Source organism: Pseudomonas sp. RIT409 (assembly GCF_003052515.2).
Lineage (GTDB): Bacteria > Pseudomonadota > Gammaproteobacteria > Pseudomonadales > Pseudomonadaceae > Aquipseudomonas.
On record NZ_QARE02000005.1, the window covers coordinates 243,460 to 259,114 of the forward strand.

Genomic DNA, 15,655 nt, shown 5'->3' on the forward strand with positions numbered 1-15,655 from the left:
GGTCATTGACGCGGCGCCGGGACCTGATCGATCAGTTGCTTGAGCACCTGATCGACCGACAGCCCTTCGAGGTCCAATTCAGGCGATAGGCGAACGCGGTGGCGCAGCACGGCCAGTGCGCAGCCCTTGATGTCATCGGGTGTCACGAAGTCCCCGCCGCGCAGCAGCGCGCGGGCCCGACCACCACGCACCAGCGCGATGGAGGCCCGCGGGCCTGCTCCCCAAGCCAGGCCCGAACCGCTGCGAGTGGCGCGAGCAAGGCGTACGGCGTAGTCGAGTACCTGGTCGTCCACCGGCAGCTCACTGGCGATACGTTGCAGGGCCTGGACGTCTTTGGCGGTCATCAGGGTGCGCAACGGCTGGACGTCGAGCATGTCCGAGCGCGTCGAGCGAGTCACCTGCCGCACGATCTCCAGTTCCTGATCTGCCTGGGGATAGTCCATGCGAACCTTGAGCATGAAGCGGTCCAGTTCAGCCTCTGGCAGGGGGTAGGTGCCTTCCTGCTCGATCGGGTTTTGCGTCGCCAGAACCATGAAGGGTTGAGGGACTGGCAGCGCCCGTCCTTCGAGGGTCACTTGGCGTTCCTGCATGGCCTCCAGAAGCGCAGCCTGAGTTTTTGCCGGCGCGCGGTTGATTTCGTCGGCGAGCAGCAGGTGGGTGAACAGCGGCCCTTTACGCAGCTTGAACTGTTCGCTCTGCATGTCATAGACGGCGTGCCCGGTGACATCGCTGGGCATCAGGTCCGGGGTGAACTGGATGCGCGCGAACTCACCACCGAAACAGCGGGCGAGGGCGCGAACCAGCAACGTCTTGCCGAGGCCCGGAACCCCTTCTAGCAAAACGTGGCCGCCGCCGATCAGAGCGGTGAGCACATCGTCGATGACCGCAGCCTGACCGATCACGGCCTTTTGCAATTCATGACGCACGGCCTGCGCCAAGTGGATCGCCCGGTGACGTTGTTCGGTCGCACGGCTCGCTGCTTCCGGCGGGGTAGACCGTTCGATGGCTGTTTCGCCGTCCGAGACGCTCGAAGGGGTCAGTGGATGATCGCTCATGCTAAGGCATTCCTGAGACGTTGCAGGTAGGCAACCTGCCGGGTGAATTCGATGTTCGAGACGCGCTCGTCCAGGCGCGGTCGCAAGGCGCGCCCTATATCGCGGGTGGATTGGCCTGTCATTCGGGCCAATATCTGCCATTGCTCCGTAACCGGCAGTTGGTCGAAACCCGGCTGACGTTGGCGGGCGCAGCGCAGAATGTCTTGCTGCAGCGCGCGCAGCATCGCTTGGTGGCCTTGCCGCCTCAGCATGAAATCGGCGCTCGCCCGCAGGTGTTCGCTCAATTGCCGCCGCGCCTGAGGAGGCAATGGCTGAAGGGGGCCCTGACGCATGCCGTTGTGCCACAGACCAGCGCCGATCAGCAACGCGAGGGCAAAGAGGGCCTGCGGGAAGTACTTCCACACCAGCGCGGGCAGATCCTCGTGCGGGGTGCGCAGAAGCAGGGTGACGTCACTGTCCTGGCTGAGATACCACAAGAGCCAGGCGTTGTCGTATTTGCCGATGGCCTGAGTCTTCCACAGATCGGCGTCCGTCAGCACCGTGATCAACCCCTTGCCATACATCATTTGCAGCAGGTGAGTCGCATCAGCGCTGTTGGCCCAGGACTGTGCCTGGTTTTCCGGGTCATCCAGATGAAACGCAGGGTCGAAACTCATGTAGGCCGGATCTGTCTCGTTCTCGACATAAAGGCGGGTCAGTTCGGGCCAGGGGGTTGTAGGGGGCTCGACCTCAGGCGCAGTCAGCGGGATCACCGGTTGATTCAGCATTCGTTCGCGCTGCTTGTCCTGTTCGCGCACGTCGTGCGTCAAGTACTGGCGGATCTTCAACTGGTCCAGCAGCAGATCGCCGCTACGACCTTTCTTTTCATCCCAGAGCTGTTCGGCAACGAACAATAGCCGTCCGCCTGCCCGTGTCCAGTCAAGCAGGCGGCGAACGTCACTCGGGGTCATCTTTTCCCGGGTACCCAATAACATCAAGGTTTGCGGTTGCGAGCCTGTCTGAGGGAGCGAACCGAGGGTCTGGGTGGTGGTGACATGAATCCCGCGCTGCCGTAGAAACGTTTCGGCAGCCAGATAAGGATTGGCTCTTACTTCGGGCGAGGGACCCTGGTCGACAACTTCCTGATAGCGTTCCAGGCGGTTGAGCAGGGGCGCGCTGGCCGTTGCCAGGCCGAGCATGAGCAAGGCGATCACCAGAATCCAAGTCCGACGGCTCATGTTCGCGGCTCTCCAGCGAACAGGCGTCGCCAGTCGTCGCAAAGCGATCTCAGCACCTCGACAGCGGGCAGGCGGTGACCATAGGCCAGACTCTGCCAGTGCTGGGTGAGTGCGTGGCTGTACGCCAACAGCGCCGGTTGGTTCAACTGCGCGGTATATTCCAGCACCTGCCCTTCGGTGTCGGAGGCTTTCAGCGGCAACTGATAGTCGGTCAGCAGACGGCTGAGCAGGGCGCGATAGAGCAGACTCAGGGACTCCCGGGGTGAACGCTCCCAGAGGCGTTCGGCCGCAGCCGCGACATCCTCCGGCAGCGTTTCTGCGCTCACTTGCAAGCCAAATAATTGTTGAGGCGCAGCGTGTTTCGTTGGAGAAGCGGCTTCGTTACGGCCGACGAATGCGCCGAACCAGGCGCGTCGGCGCCAGATCACCCAACCCACGATCAAGACGATGAGGCCCCAGAGCAGGGCCTCGAACACGGTGGACAACGCCTTGCCGAGGTTAAGCATGCCCACGATCAGTTTCGCCAGCCATTGGGGCGTGTCGTTGGTTTTCCCCGCGCCAGCCACCTGCCTTTGCTCGGCCAGGCGCCAGCCCGCAACGGTCTTCGGATTTTTGAATGGCGGGCTTTCGAGCAGGCCTTTGATCGCGCTGCGCGACGCTGTGCTCGTCAGTGGTTGGGCAAGCAGGCGTGGCGAGGAAGGGCCCGCAACCTCATCCTCCGTTTGCGGAAGGTCCAAAGGGGGCAGTGGGCAGCTGTAGTGCGAGGTGTCCGGGAGGTCGTCCGCCATGACGGGGTGTGGCGAGACACTCAGCACGAGCAGGGCGCTTACCCACACGGCATAAGCGCTGCCGATCGCGCGCTGGCGCAGTCGCCGGAAGGCGAGTTCGATATCCCAGGCTTCCAGCGTGGTACGACGATTAAGGTAAAGCGAAAATCCCGCCGCAACGTAGACCGGCCCCCAAATCACCAGTACCAACGCGTAGAAGCCATTGGTCAGGTGCTCCAGCCAATTCCAGCTGCCATCCTCCGACAACAGGCTGTGCCACGACCAGTCGAGCGCGACCTGCTCCGGAATCAATGCGTAGACCAACAGCATCAGGGCAGCCCAGAAGCTCGTTTCCAAGGCGCCGCCCATCGAGGTGAGGCATCTCGCAACCCACAGGTTCCTCCGACCGAGCAGTCCGATGCGTTGCGCACGCAACATCCCGTCCAGACCTTCCAGTTGCTGCACCGGCAAGTTGAAACTGCGGCTGAGGCTCAAGCGGCGCCAGGTCAGGCTGGCCAGCAACTGAGGCGGTAGCGCCCGAGCCCACGCCATGAGGGACCTCCTGAGGGTGGGAGGCTCGCCGAACAGCGCCTGCGAGAGAATAACCAGCGGCAGGCGCTCGAAGGCGGGCTTCAGCCACCAGAACAGAAGCACTGCCAGGGTCGGGTATTCCCATAGCACTGCGCTCAGCAGAGCGAACGTGGGCAGTGTCACCAACGCCCAACTGGTCATCAACAAACGTCGATGTCGTTGTGCAAGCAGGACCCCGAGATCGACAGCTTCCCAGGGATTACGTGGGCGTATCGCCACGTTGGCTTCAGTCAGGCGCATGGGTGATGCGTCCCGCGAACATCAGGTAGGCGGCCACCAGCGCCCATAACATTGCGCCCACCCAATACTTGGTGCTCGGCTGCGGCCAGGTCATCGACGACCAGTAAGCTTCCAGGAAGGCGGCAATCGTCAGGAACAGGATGACGCCACCGATCAGGCGCACGCTGGTGCGGGCGGCGCGTTTCAGGGCTTCGCTCCGTCGCAGCGGGCCTGGCGCGACCAACGCCCATCCCAGCTTCAGGCCCGCGGCCCCTGCGAGGACAATCGCTGTCAGTTCGAAGGCACCATGGCCGATCACGAATGGCCAAAAGGTTTCGCCAAAGCCCGCGTTGGTCAGATGACCGGCGACTGCGCCGATCGTCAATCCGTTGAACAGCAGAAAGAACAGACTGCCCAGGCCGAACAGCAGCCCGCTGGCGAAGGTCTGAAAGGCGATGCCGATGTTATGCATGATGTAATAGCCGAACATCAGCCCATCCTTGCTCGACTCCCGTTCGGGCGCCAGGCCGATGCGCCTGGCTGCGGGGTCGTACATGCTTTCCATTTCGCCCACCTGCGCCGGACTGACGACGCTGTAGATCAGGTCCGGATAGCCATGCACCAGCAGGCCCATGATGAGCAGGCTGCCGAAGAACAGCAGGCTCGAGAACGCCACCAGGCGCCACTCGGCGCGTACCAGCCGAGGAAACCCAGCGAGCACGAACATCAGCAATTGAGCGCCCATTTGGCTACGGTGACGATACAACTGTTGGTGGCCACGCATGGCCAACTGCTGCAATGCGTCGACGAGGTGGCTGCTGTATCCGCGCTCGTGGGCCAGCGCCAGGTGCTGGCAGATCTGGCGATAATCTTCGGCGAAGCCTTTGCCTGCTTCGCTCAGGTGACGACTGCGCTCCAACAGGGCCAGGCGCTCGGCAAAGCGTGCCCATCCAGCCTGATGGCGTCGTTCGAACTGGCGCTGTTTCATGTCGAGCCTGCCAGCCCGCGGGCGATGCCGTGCAACTGGTCGACAGCGTCTTGAGGGGTCGCCCCGACGGGCAATTGCAGGGAAGTCGCGAGAAGTGCTGCCAACTCCTGCGCTCGCGCGGGCGTCAGCGTGTGTTGGCGCTCGGCAAAGGCCAGCACCGCGCGCTGCTCATCGAGTGTCAGAGGCAGCGGGCAGGTCAGAGGGGCGCCGTCCGGTACCTCAGGGCGAGGCACGGGCATCTCGCGGTAGATCACCAGGGTGCCCGCGGCCAGGTCTCCCAGCCGTTTGAACAGCGGATGTTGAAGACAGACGAAGGCGCCCACGCTATAGCCGAACGGCAGCATGTCGATGAAGCGCAGCAGGTTGCGCAGCAGAGAGGCTGACCAGCCTACCGGCGTTCCATCCTCATGCACCACCCGCAGCCCCATGATTTGCTTGCCAGGTGTGCGCCCCTGATGCAGTACTTCGAACAGGACCATGTACCACCAGTTGGTGAGGAACAGGACTATCGAGAAAAGGCCGACCCCGAACTCACCGAGGGCGTTGAGGACGAAGAACAGCGCGACCAGCAGCGCACCGCGTATGGCCAGGTCGATCGTGAACGCCAGTGAACGGGACAGCAGGCCCGCTGGGCGCAGCAGCAAATCGATGCCTTCCGGTGTTTCCATGCGGATGCGGGTGTCCAATAGAGCAGGCGATGCGGCGTTCCTTTGCCAGGCTTGCGAGGGGGACATGGTCGGGTGAGGTACGCCTGAAAATAAAGTTTGATGCTAGCCATGGGATGAAAGCTAAGCAACCGGATGATTCCGAACCGAGGTGTGGGAAACGTCTTCAAACACTTTCCTCAATCACTCGCGCAATCTGGGCTCCGGTTTCCATCTGGTAGACTGCGCGCGACTCAAGCTCAGGATCTGCCCGTGACTTCCAGCATCTTCTGGTACGACTACGAAACCACCGGTATCAATCCTCGCAATGATCGACCGCTTCAGGTTGCGGGCATTCGAACGGATGACCAGCTCAACGAAATCGGTGAACCGATCAACCTCTATTGTCAGCCCAGTGATGACATCCTGCCTCACCCGGCAGCGTGTCTGGTCACAGGTATCACGCCTGCGCGGCTGGCCGAAAAGGGCCTGTGCGAAGCGGATTTCATGACCCGCGTCCACGCCCAACTGGCGTTGCCTGGCACCTGCGGTGCGGGCTACAACACCCTGCGTTTCGACGACGAGATGACGCGGTACAGCCTGTACCGAAACTTCTTCGACCCTTACGGTCGGGAATGGCAGGGGGGCAACAGCCGTTGGGATCTGATCGATGTTGTGCGCACGGCATATGCGTTGCGGCCTGAAGGCATTGTCTGGCCGGAAGAGGATGGGCGAGTGACGCTCAAGCTGGAGCGATTGACGGCTGCCAATGGCATCGATCATGGGCAGGCTCACGATGCACTTTCCGATGTGCGTGCAACGATTGCATTGGCGCGCTTGATCCGGGAAAAACAACCCAAGCTGTACGATTATCTTTTTCAGCTTCGCAATAAACACAAGGTTCAAGAACAGATCCGTTTGCTGCAGCCGCTCGCTCATATATCCGGGCGCTTTTCGGCCGCGCGAAGTTATTTGAGCGTGGTTCTGCCGCTGGCGTGGCACCCCACCAACCGTAATGCGCTGATTGTCTGCGATCTGTTTCATGATCACAGCCCCTTACTGGAAGAAGAGGCGCACACCCTGCGCCAGCGCTTATATACGCGCCGCGAAGATTTGCTCGAGGGTCAGTTGCCGATCCCGCTCAAACTTCTCCATATAAACAAATGCCCGGTCGTCACACCGTTAAGCGTCTTACGTGAGGAGGATCGCCAGCGGCTTCAACTGGATATGGAGGTTTATAAGGCGCGCGCCCGCGATCTGAGCGAGGGTCAGATGATTTGGCAGGATAAGTTGCAGACGGTATACGCGGCCGAAGAATTTCCGGTCACGGAGGACCCGGAACAGCAGTTATATGATGGATTTATTAACGACCGTGACCGCCGCCTTTGCGAACAGGTGCGTCTGGCTGAGCCGCACCAGTTGGCAACCGCTGCATGGCCTTTTGATGATCCACGTCTGCCGGAATTGCTGTTTCGCTACCGAGCTAGAAACTTCGCGGAAACCCTCAGTGAAGTTGAGCAGCAGCGCTGGTCGAGTTTTTGTCGCCAACGGTTGACCGACCCTCAGGCTGGGGCGCCGAACACCTTGAAGGCTTTCACCAAGGCGCTGATAGGGCTTTCGCTTAAAGCGAAACCAGAGCAGTTGAAAGTCTTGGCGCAGTGGCAGGATTATTCGCTGCAGTTGCAGCAGCGTCTCGGGTTGTAAGCCATCACCTTCGAAGTCGACGCAATAAAAAACGCCAGCAATCGCTGGCGTTTTTTCAGGTCGCATATCAATGTACAACCGCGCTTGCAACGCCTTGGCTAGTTAGCCCAGCAGTGTGGACCAGCTCTCTACCTCGTCACCGCCCCACTTGGCTTTCCACTCTTTGAGCGTCTTGTGGTTGCCGCCTTTGGTTTCGATGATTTCACCGTTGTGCGGGTTCTTGTATTGCTTGACCTTGCGCGCACGTTTGGTGCCGGTAGTTTTGACGGCGGCGCCACGCGGTGCCTTGACCTTGGCATCCGGGTCCAGCAGCGCAATGATGTCGCGCAGGGACTTTTGGTACTCGCCCATCAGTGAACGCAGCTTGCCTTCAAACTCAAGTTCTTTTTGCAGCTTGTCGTCTTGTTGCAGGTTTTGCAGGCGAGCCTGCAATTCTTTGATGGCTTCTTCCGTGGCGCGGTATTCGTTGATCAGAGACATGAGGGCTACCTGTGTTGGGATGAGCAGGGTGTAATGACGCAATAATAGTCACAGTATTTGCGCAAGTAAACATTTAAGAAAAGTTTTATTCGTAGCATTTTGAAATAGCGCCAACATACCTAGCCCCCCAACTACGGTTTTTGGGCCGTGGGCATAAAAGTGGCGGGCAACAAGTTTTTTCCCGGCGGTGTTCGACACACCATTCTGGCGTCGAAACAGGGGGGCATTACCGCTGATCGGATCCTTTTCCAGGCGAAGGTGAAATCCGCGTGAACCGCATACTGCACGGGCGCCGACTTATCGTTAGAATAGCCGCCTTTGCGAAGTTCTGGAGTTCCCTCAATGCGCACTTTTCGTCTGGTGATCGCCTGCCCGGACCGTGTTGGTATCGTTGCCAAAGTCAGTAACTTTCTGGCGTCGTACAACGGCTGGATCACGGAAGCCAGTCATCACTCTGACAACCTCAGTGGCTGGTTTTTCATGCGGCATGAAATCCGCGCCGATACCTTGCCTTTCGACCTTGAAGGCTTCCGCGCGGCGTTCGCACCCATCGCCGAAGAATTCTCCATGGACTGGCGCATCACCGACTCCGCTCAGAAGAAACGCGTGGTGCTCATGGCCAGCCGTGAATCGCACTGTCTCGCCGATTTGCTGCATCGTTGGCACAGCGATGAACTGGACTGCGAAATTGCCTGCGTGATTTCCAACCACCAAGACCTGCGCAGCATGGTCGAGTGGCACGACATTCCTTACTACCACGTCCCGGTCGATCCGAAAGACAAGGAGCCGGCATTTGCCGAGGTTTCTCGGCTGGTCAAGCAACACCAGGCCGATGTCGTGGTACTGGCGCGCTACATGCAGATTCTGCCGCCTCAACTGTGCCGGGAATATGCGCATCAAGTCATCAACATCCACCACAGTTTCCTGCCATCGTTCGTAGGGGCCAAGCCTTATCACCAGGCGTCGTTGCGCGGCGTCAAGCTGATCGGTGCGACCTGTCACTACGTGACCGAAGAGTTGGATGCCGGTCCGATCATCGAGCAGGACGTGGTGCGCGTCAGTCACCGCGATAGCATCGAAAACATGGTGCGTTTCGGTCGTGACGTCGAGAAGATGGTGCTGGCACGCGGGTTGCGGGCGCATCTGGAGGACCGTGTCCTGGTGCATGACAACAAGACCGTGGTCTTCGACTGATTCCCTGCTCGTCTGGCGGTGTCTGACGCCGCCAGCTCGTCATGCGGCGCTTGATGCTGCGCCATACCTTTTGCCGAACGTACGCTTTGAAACGGCTCGGGTCAGTGTGCGAGAGTGCGCATTCGCCTGTTCACCAATGCCGCCTCCGGAGGTCCGTTCCAATGGCTAACCCACTCGATAAAGCCACGTCCAAAGCTCCGCCGACGTTGGGCGAGGGCTGCCTTGCGCGTTACGATCCCGACGCGTTGTCTGCTGAAGATGGCACTGAGTTCGAAGGCGCTGCGCAGCTGTGGAAGGAATTGACGTCCACCGAGGAAGAATCATCCAGCCCTGACCCGCAATAGCTTCATCAGCAGCGGCTTGCCGACCAGCAGCAGAAAGACCGGGCCGCCCGCAACCAGATAGAAGTAATAGGTCACGATCCGCCAAATCAGAATCGCCGCGGCTGCGGTTGATTTCCCCACCATCGGAGCCAGCAACGCAGCCGACGTCAGCTCTGCAGCCCCTGCGCCGCCGGGCGACAGGCTGAACTGGCCTGCGCTCAGCGACAGCATTTGCACCAGAAACGTCCAGGCCCAATCGATGTCGACCCCAAGTCCTCGCAAGGCCAGGTACATCACGCTGTAGCGCAGCCCCCAATGCACGCAGGTCAATGCAAACACCTTGAGCAAAATGCGATGAGGCATTTTCCAGGTTTCAGCCAAGGCGTCGCGGAAATGCAGGAGTTTGCGCGCCCAGCGAATTCGCGTGGTGTTCTTGCGCCGCAAACGGGTTAACAGCTTGCCATTGAACAAGATGATTCGGCGGTGAAAACGGGCGAAACCCGCACAGGCGCATAAGCCAGCTCCGATCAACAGCGCGCTGGCGATGAGCATCCACTCCAGGTTTTCACTGAGCTGATGGAAGACCGCGTAAATCAGGATCCCGATCAGGGCGAGCAGGAAAAACACCAGATCATTGAGTTGATCGGTGGCGAACGCGGCGGTGCTTTTTGCCGAGCCGATTCCGCAGCGAGAGAGCAACGCGACCAGGGTCAGTGGAGCGCCACTGCCTCCGGGCGTCGCGCTGTACGCAAACTCCGTGGCCATGACGATACCCAGGCTTTTGCGCATGCCGACCCCCGCAGCACTTTCCCCCAGCAGCAAGCGCAGGCGCATGGTGTTCGCGCACCATCCTACGAGCACCATGCCAAACATTGCGCCCAGCAAGGCCAGAGGGAAATTGCGCAGCCGATGAAACACTTCAGTGCCGCCCATGAAAAATGGGATCAGTAGCGCGACCAGCAGGATGGCGCCGAGCCAGGTGAGGCGTTTCACGCGAACAATCCGCTATTGAGCGAGAGGGCGGGGGCGGTGGTCAGAAGGTCATTGCGGGTCGACACGATGGAAAGGGCTCTCGGTGGATGGGTTCAAAATGGCTTGCGTCGTGAATTGACCCTGTTTGGCGACAGGTGTTCGTCTGTCCGCAACGGTGAGGTCGCGCTGGCCGCGTTAAGCTAGAGTGAAGGGGCTGACTCAGCTTGGCAATGCTCGATGCAGGCAGGGGCGAGTGGTTTCCCCCCTGCCTTTGAATGAAAAATGCCCCATTGAACCAAAGGTAAAGACATGGCGGATTCACAACAGATGCTGATAGGTGCCGGACCGGATGGCCAGCCGGTCGGCCAGACGCTCAGGCTGGGCAACCGCCACGGCCTGGTCGCAGGCGCAACGGGCACAGGTAAGACAGTCACCCTGCAACGCTTGGCCGAGTTATTCAGTGATGCCGGGGTAGCCGTGTTCGCCGCCGACATCAAAGGCGATCTGTGCGGGCTCGGGGCTGCGGGCAATCCCCAGGGCAAGGTCGCTGAACGCATTGCCGGGATGCCTTGGTTGCACTACACCCCCCAAGCCTATCCTGTGACGCTTTGGGATGTTTATGGCCAGTCCGGCCATCCCTTGCGGACAACGTTGTCGGAAATGGGGCCCTTGCTCCTCGGAAGTCTGCTCGAGCTCACCGACAGTCAACAATCGGCGCTGTACGCCGCCTTCAAGGTGGCCGATCGCGAGGGTTTGCTGCTACTCGACATCAAGGACCTGAAGGCGCTGCTCAATTATCTGCGCGACCATCCCCAGGCGTTGGGCGAAGACAGTGCCCTGATGACCACTGGCTCCAGCCAAGCGCTATTGCGACGTCTGGCCGTTCTGGAGCAGCAGGGCGCGGAGGCTTTGTTCGGTGAACCAGCCCTGCAATTGGAGGACATCCTGCAACCGGCGAGCGATGGGCGGGGGCGGATTCATCTGCTCGATGCCAGCCGGCTGGTGCATGAGGCGCCGAAGGTCTATGCGACCTTTCTGCTCTGGTTGCTGGCGGAACTCTTCGAGCAATTGCCCGAGCGTGGCGACGCGGACAAACCGTTGCTGGCGCTGTTCTTCGATGAGGCCCATCTGTTGTTCGCGGATACTCCCAAAGCGTTACAGGATCGCCTCGAGCAGGTGGTCCGCCTGGTGCGTTCCAAAGGCGTTGGCGTGTATTTCGTCACCCAGTCGCCTAGCGATCTACCCGATAACGTGTTGGCGCAGCTTGGCTTGCGCATTCAGCATGGCCTGCGGGCGTTTACCAGCAAAGAGCAGAAGTCACTCAAAGCGGTGGCGGACGGTTTTCGGCCCAATCCAGCCTTTGATGCGCTGACCGTGTTGACCGAACTGGGCATCGGTGAGGCGCTGGTGGGCACGCTCCAGGACAAGGGCACGCCCGAAATGGTCAGGCGTGTGCTGGTGGCACCGCCGCAATCCCGAATCGGACCGCTGACGGTCAATGAGCGGTCGGCACTGCTCGCTCAGTCTCCGCTGGCGGGGCGTTATGACAAGGCGGTTGACCGTGAGTCTGCCTATGAGATGCTTCTCGCCCGTAAAGGCGCAGCACCCGAGGGCGCTGAAGAATCTGCCGCTGCAGAAAAAAACGAAGGCGGTCTTGCGGACCTCGCGGGCGGCTTTCTCGGCAGCCTGGCGGGGCAGGCAGTCAAAAGTGCGGTGCGCCAGGCGGCCAACCAGATCGGCCGGGAGTTGGTGCGTGGCTTGATGGGGTCACTGCTGGGCAACGGCAAAAAGCGACGTTGAGCGCTGGAGCCTCCAAAACGAAAATGCCCACGGGTCAGGTGGGCATTTTCATTTCAATCGAATTGCCGAGTCACACAAGCGCCTTGGACGCCAGCCAGAACAGGGCGGCGGAGAGGGCGACCGTGGCCGGCAGCGTCAGCACCCAGGCCAGCAGGATGTTGCGAACGGTGCCGCCTTGCAAGCCGCTCTTGTTGGCAACCATCGTGCCTGCTACACCCGAGGACAGGATGTGGGTGGTGGAGACCGGCAGACTGAACACGTTGGCCAGTGCGATGGCGCTGGCAGTAGTGATCTGCGCCGACATACCTTGTGCGTAGGTCATCCCCTGCTTGCCGATTTTTTCGCCGATGGTCAGGACCACGCGCTTCCAGCCGACCATGGTGCCGATACCCAACGCCAGTGCCACGGCCAGAATCACCCAGAACGGGGCGTATTCGGTGGTAGCGGTCAGGTCTTTGCGCAGTTTTTCCAGGTCGGATTTTTCACGGGCGTCCAGCGCCGGCAGTTTCCCGACCTTGCGTGCCGTGTCGTCCAGGCACAGCAGGTAGCGGCGAACTTCGATCCGGTGTTCGGCAGACAGGCTGTGATAGTCGGTGACGCCTTTCAGGTTGTTCAGCAGCGCGTCGATGGTAGGTTCGGTCTGCTCTGGATTGCAGCTGAAGTGCTCTGGCAGATCGCCGGTTGTCGATTTACCCAACGCCAGATACTCGCCCAGCGTCGCATTGTTGCGCTGATAGAACTGGCTCAGGTGCAGCGTGGCATCACGGGTGCGCTCGATCTGGTAGGTGGTCGAACTCAGGTCCAGCACGAATTGCGCCGGCACGATACCGATCAATACCAGCATGATCAGACCAATGCCTTTCTGACCATCATTGGAACCATGAACAAAGCTGACGGCCATTGCCGAAATCACCAGCACCAGGCGATTCCAGAACGGAGGATGCTTCTTGTCTTTGGTATTGCGGCGCTGTTCCGGCGTGTTGTGCATCTTGGACAGCGGGCGCCACGTCTTCAACGCAATCAACGCGAGTGCCGCGACAATGAAGCCCATCAGCGGGGAAAAGACCAGCGAGGCGCCGATGTCGATTGCCTTCTGCCAGTTAACGCCTTCGCCCAGCGGGATGTGGTTGATCAGCGCGTTGGCCAGACCTACCCCCAAAATCGAACCGATCAGCGTATGAGAGCTGGAGGCGGGTATGCCGAAGTACCAGGTGCCCAGGTTCCAGGTGATTGCCGCGGCCAGCAGCGAAAACACCATGGCCAGCCCATGACCGGTATTGACGTTGATCAGCAGTTCGACCGGTAGCAAATGGACGATGGCGTACGCAACGCCGACACCGCCGAGCAGTACCCCGAGAAAATTGAAGACACCCGAAAAGAATACGGCCAGGTGAGGGGGCATCGCCTTGGTGTAAATGACTGTCGCCACCGCGTTGGCGGTGTCATGAAAGCCGTTGATGAACTCGAAAGTGAGGACAAACGCCAGGGCGAGCAGCAAGCTCACAATCACCCAAGCATCCAGTCCGCTGAATAAATCGATCATGGAAGGTTTTCTGACCCGGTATTAAGGGGGCGGGATTATGACAGAAAAAAAACTAATCGATAGGCAAGCCGCCCATTGGTAGCAACCTGCAACGAAAATTTCTGCCGGTGCGCCCCATTGACTTCTTGCGAAGGAAGCCCGCAGGTCACCTGCCGACGCCTGTAGGACCGGCGTGAACCGACCGCTCGAAGGATCAGCGTTCTTCCTTGAGCTCTTCTTCCATCTTCTGCAGTTCTTGTTTGAATGCCTGATCGAGCAGGCTGGCGCGTTTGCGCCAAGGCTTGCGTTCCGGCTCTGGTTGAGCGGCGTAGGTGGTGATTTCACCACCGTAAACTTCCTTGTAGCGTTGTTCCTGGCGCTCTAGTTCTGCGCGCAGTTCATCTTTGGTCACGTTATTACCTGCAGGTGCGAGTTGTTCTGGTGATAACGCAGGTGGCAGAAGTGGCACACGCTTCGGACTTATCGCTCCAAAAGCAACGGGTATGCGATAAGTCTCTGGCGAATGTATTTGAACACTAATGTCACATGCGGCTACGCCCACCAGATCGGCAAACTGTCGTAGCCCCATTCAGTTTTTTGCCAGAAGGCTGGCGGATTGACCAAGCTTCTGGCCTGTCTATCGCCGGGCATGGCACTCGGGTAGTGCATGCGGCACGTCGATTGGATCCATCGCGAATAGAAAACTTCAAGATGGCACACGCGCCTTGGCGTTATAGCACGTCAACGAGGGGTACTATCTCGAAGAAGAACACGGGAGTCAACTGTGCCGAGCCATCCAATTTAACTTGCACGGATAAATACTGTTTTTTTGTACGAAGGTTCCGAAGTTGAAAGAACGCAAATCGTGACAGAACTTTAATATTCGAAATCTGAAGTGCAGAGACAAAAAACTGGCGACGTAATTCCACGTCGATTTGCATAGGGATAAGGGCAGCGCCCAAACGTTCGCCTTTCATCTGCGAGAGACAAAAACGGCCTTGCTACGCGCAAGGCCGTTGCCTGGGACTTCTCAGTGGGTACCTGACCAGTATTTCCAAGAAGCCACATGGTGGCGTGTGAAAGGTATAAGCAACCGCGCGATGGGTCAATTGCGATTATCGGCCAGTAGTTCGATAATCGCCCAAACCAGCCTTGCTCGTACTGCGAAAAGAAGCGAGAGTGGCGCCATAGAAGGCCTGCGCGGCCACGACGAACGGTATGACGATGAACGATGAACTGCGTAATTCTTTTTCTTCGCTGGCTCCGCCCATCGTAGCCTCGCCGGCCAAGCGGATTCAGGCCATGACAGGTGATCCGGATTTCATGACCTCTCTGGCCCGCGGATTGGCCGTCATCCAGGCGTTCCAAGAGCGCAAACGCCACCTGACGATCGCTCAGATCAGCCACCGCACGGAGATCCCGCGGGCCGCGGTGCGCCGATGCCTGCATACCCTGATCAAGCTGGGGTATGCCACCACGGATGGACGCACTTATTCGCTACTGCCTAAGGTGTTGACCTTGGGGCACGCGTACTTGTCTTCGACGCCGTTGGCAGTTTCGTCCCAGCCGTACCTGGATCGCATGAGCAATCAGCTCCACGAGGCCTGCAACATGGCCACGCTGGAAGGCGATGACATTCTCTACATCGCGCGCTCGGCGACGACCCAGCGGCTCATTTCCGTTGACCTTGCGGTGGGCGGGCGTCTACCGGCCTATTGCACCTCGATGGGGCGAATTCTGTTGGCGGCGCTGGATGATGTTTCTTTGAAGGAATACCTGGACCACGTCGACCTCCAACCCAAGACCAGCCGCACGTTGCGGACGCCCGAAGCGCTGCTCGAATGCTTGCAACAAGTGCGGCAGCAGGGCTGGTGCATCGTCGATCAAGAGTTGGAGCAAGGGCTGCGGTCGATCGCGGTTCCGGTTTACGACGCATCGGGGCAGGTGCTTGCCGCACTCAATGTCAGCACCAGCGCCGGACGGGTGACGCGCAACGAGCTCGAGCAGAAGTTCCTGCCGATCATGCTCGATGCCAGCCGCGACCTGAGCACTCAACTCTTTACTTGAGTCGATCCGCTCTAGTGGATGAGTCAACACGCAGTAATCGTTCGATTATCGAACGGATAGTCGATTATCGAATTGTTCGGCCGTCTTCCCAGGCATAACCTGAATCACATTC

The 15,655-nt window shown here is 59.5% G+C and carries 14 protein-coding genes; 5 read left to right on the forward strand and 9 right to left on the reverse strand.

The genetic code is table 11. The features are described from left to right. Positions 1-2 precede the first annotated feature (2 nt). From DBP26_RS09210 to DBP26_RS09230, 5 genes are read right to left on the reverse strand one after another with little or no spacing between them, the layout of a single operon-like run. On the reverse strand, positions 3-1,055 hold the full coding sequence (locus DBP26_RS09210; RefSeq protein WP_108236978.1) for a MoxR family ATPase: 1,053 nt from the start codon (positions 1,053-1,055) through the stop codon (positions 3-5). Beyond that, positions 1,052-2,272 (reverse strand): DUF4350 domain-containing protein, encoded by a 1,221-nt coding sequence (locus tag DBP26_RS09215; protein WP_108236979.1) that lies wholly within the window; start codon positions 2,270-2,272, stop codon positions 1,052-1,054. Before DBP26_RS09215 ends, DBP26_RS09210 begins: the two co-directional genes overlap by 4 nt. Next, positions 2,269-3,870 (reverse strand): DUF4129 domain-containing protein, encoded by a 1,602-nt coding sequence (locus tag DBP26_RS09220; protein ID WP_108236980.1) that lies wholly within the window; start codon positions 3,868-3,870, stop codon positions 2,269-2,271. The genes DBP26_RS09215 and DBP26_RS09220 overlap by 4 nt, the downstream gene beginning before the upstream one ends. After that, entirely contained in the window at positions 3,857-4,837 is a 981-nt protein-coding gene (locus DBP26_RS09225) for a stage II sporulation protein M (RefSeq protein WP_108236981.1), read from the reverse strand. The genes DBP26_RS09220 and DBP26_RS09225 overlap by 14 nt, the downstream gene beginning before the upstream one ends. Beyond that, entirely contained in the window at positions 4,834-5,571 is a 738-nt protein-coding gene (locus DBP26_RS09230; protein WP_108236982.1) for an RDD family protein, read from the reverse strand. Before DBP26_RS09230 ends, DBP26_RS09225 begins: the two co-directional genes overlap by 4 nt. Positions 5,572-5,754: 183 nt before the next feature. Between DBP26_RS09230 and sbcB the strand changes: the two genes are divergently transcribed. Further along, on the forward strand, positions 5,755-7,185 hold the full coding sequence (sbcB, locus tag DBP26_RS09235; RefSeq protein WP_108236983.1) for an exodeoxyribonuclease I: 1,431 nt from the start codon (positions 5,755-5,757) through the stop codon (positions 7,183-7,185). 102 nt (positions 7,186-7,287) lie between these two features. Here sbcB and mvaT read toward each other — a convergent pair whose 3' ends face one another. Then, on the reverse strand, positions 7,288-7,665 hold the full coding sequence (gene mvaT, locus DBP26_RS09240) for a histone-like nucleoid-structuring protein MvaT (protein WP_108236984.1): 378 nt from the start codon (positions 7,663-7,665) through the stop codon (positions 7,288-7,290). 342 nt (positions 7,666-8,007) lie between these two features. On the opposite strand from mvaT, the gene purU reads away from it, so the two are divergent. Both purU and DBP26_RS09250 read left to right on the forward strand, forming a co-directional pair. Then, on the forward strand, positions 8,008-8,859 hold the full coding sequence (gene purU, locus DBP26_RS09245) for a formyltetrahydrofolate deformylase (protein ID WP_108236985.1): 852 nt from the start codon (positions 8,008-8,010) through the stop codon (positions 8,857-8,859). A gap of 161 nt (positions 8,860-9,020) precedes the next feature. Then, on the forward strand, positions 9,021-9,203 hold the full coding sequence (locus DBP26_RS09250; protein ID WP_108236986.1) for a hypothetical protein: 183 nt from the start codon (positions 9,021-9,023) through the stop codon (positions 9,201-9,203). Here DBP26_RS09250 and DBP26_RS09255 read toward each other — a convergent pair. Continuing rightward, the gene (locus tag DBP26_RS09255; protein ID WP_108236987.1) at positions 9,180-10,175 is read right to left on the reverse strand and encodes a lysylphosphatidylglycerol synthase transmembrane domain-containing protein; all 996 of its coding nucleotides are present in this window, start codon (positions 10,173-10,175) and stop codon (positions 9,180-9,182) included. The two genes, DBP26_RS09250 and DBP26_RS09255, sit on opposite strands and share 24 nt — an antisense overlap. A 288-nt stretch (positions 10,176-10,463) precedes the next feature. Here DBP26_RS09255 and DBP26_RS09260 point away from each other — a divergent pair, with 288 nt between their 5' ends. After that, positions 10,464-11,954 carry a helicase HerA-like domain-containing protein gene (locus DBP26_RS09260; protein WP_108236988.1) on the forward strand — a complete coding sequence of 497 codons (1,491 nt, stop codon included), beginning with the start codon at positions 10,464-10,466 and terminating at the stop codon, positions 11,952-11,954. Positions 11,955-12,024: 70 nt separating this feature from the next. Here DBP26_RS09260 and DBP26_RS09265 read toward each other — a convergent pair whose 3' ends face one another. After that, positions 12,025-13,497, reverse strand: coding sequence for an inorganic phosphate transporter (locus DBP26_RS09265; protein WP_108236989.1), 1,473 nt, complete (start codon positions 13,495-13,497; stop codon positions 12,025-12,027). Positions 13,498-13,690: 193 nt separating this feature from the next. Next, positions 13,691-13,888 (reverse strand): hypothetical protein, encoded by a 198-nt coding sequence (locus DBP26_RS09270; protein WP_108236990.1) that lies wholly within the window; start codon positions 13,886-13,888, stop codon positions 13,691-13,693. Between the two features lie 812 nt (positions 13,889-14,700). Between DBP26_RS09270 and pcaR the strand changes: the two genes are divergently transcribed. Continuing rightward, a complete protein-coding gene (gene pcaR / locus DBP26_RS09280) occupies positions 14,701-15,543 on the forward strand; it encodes a pca regulon transcriptional regulator PcaR (protein ID WP_108237047.1) in 843 nt (280 codons plus the stop codon). Positions 15,544-15,655: the final 112 nt, after the last annotated feature.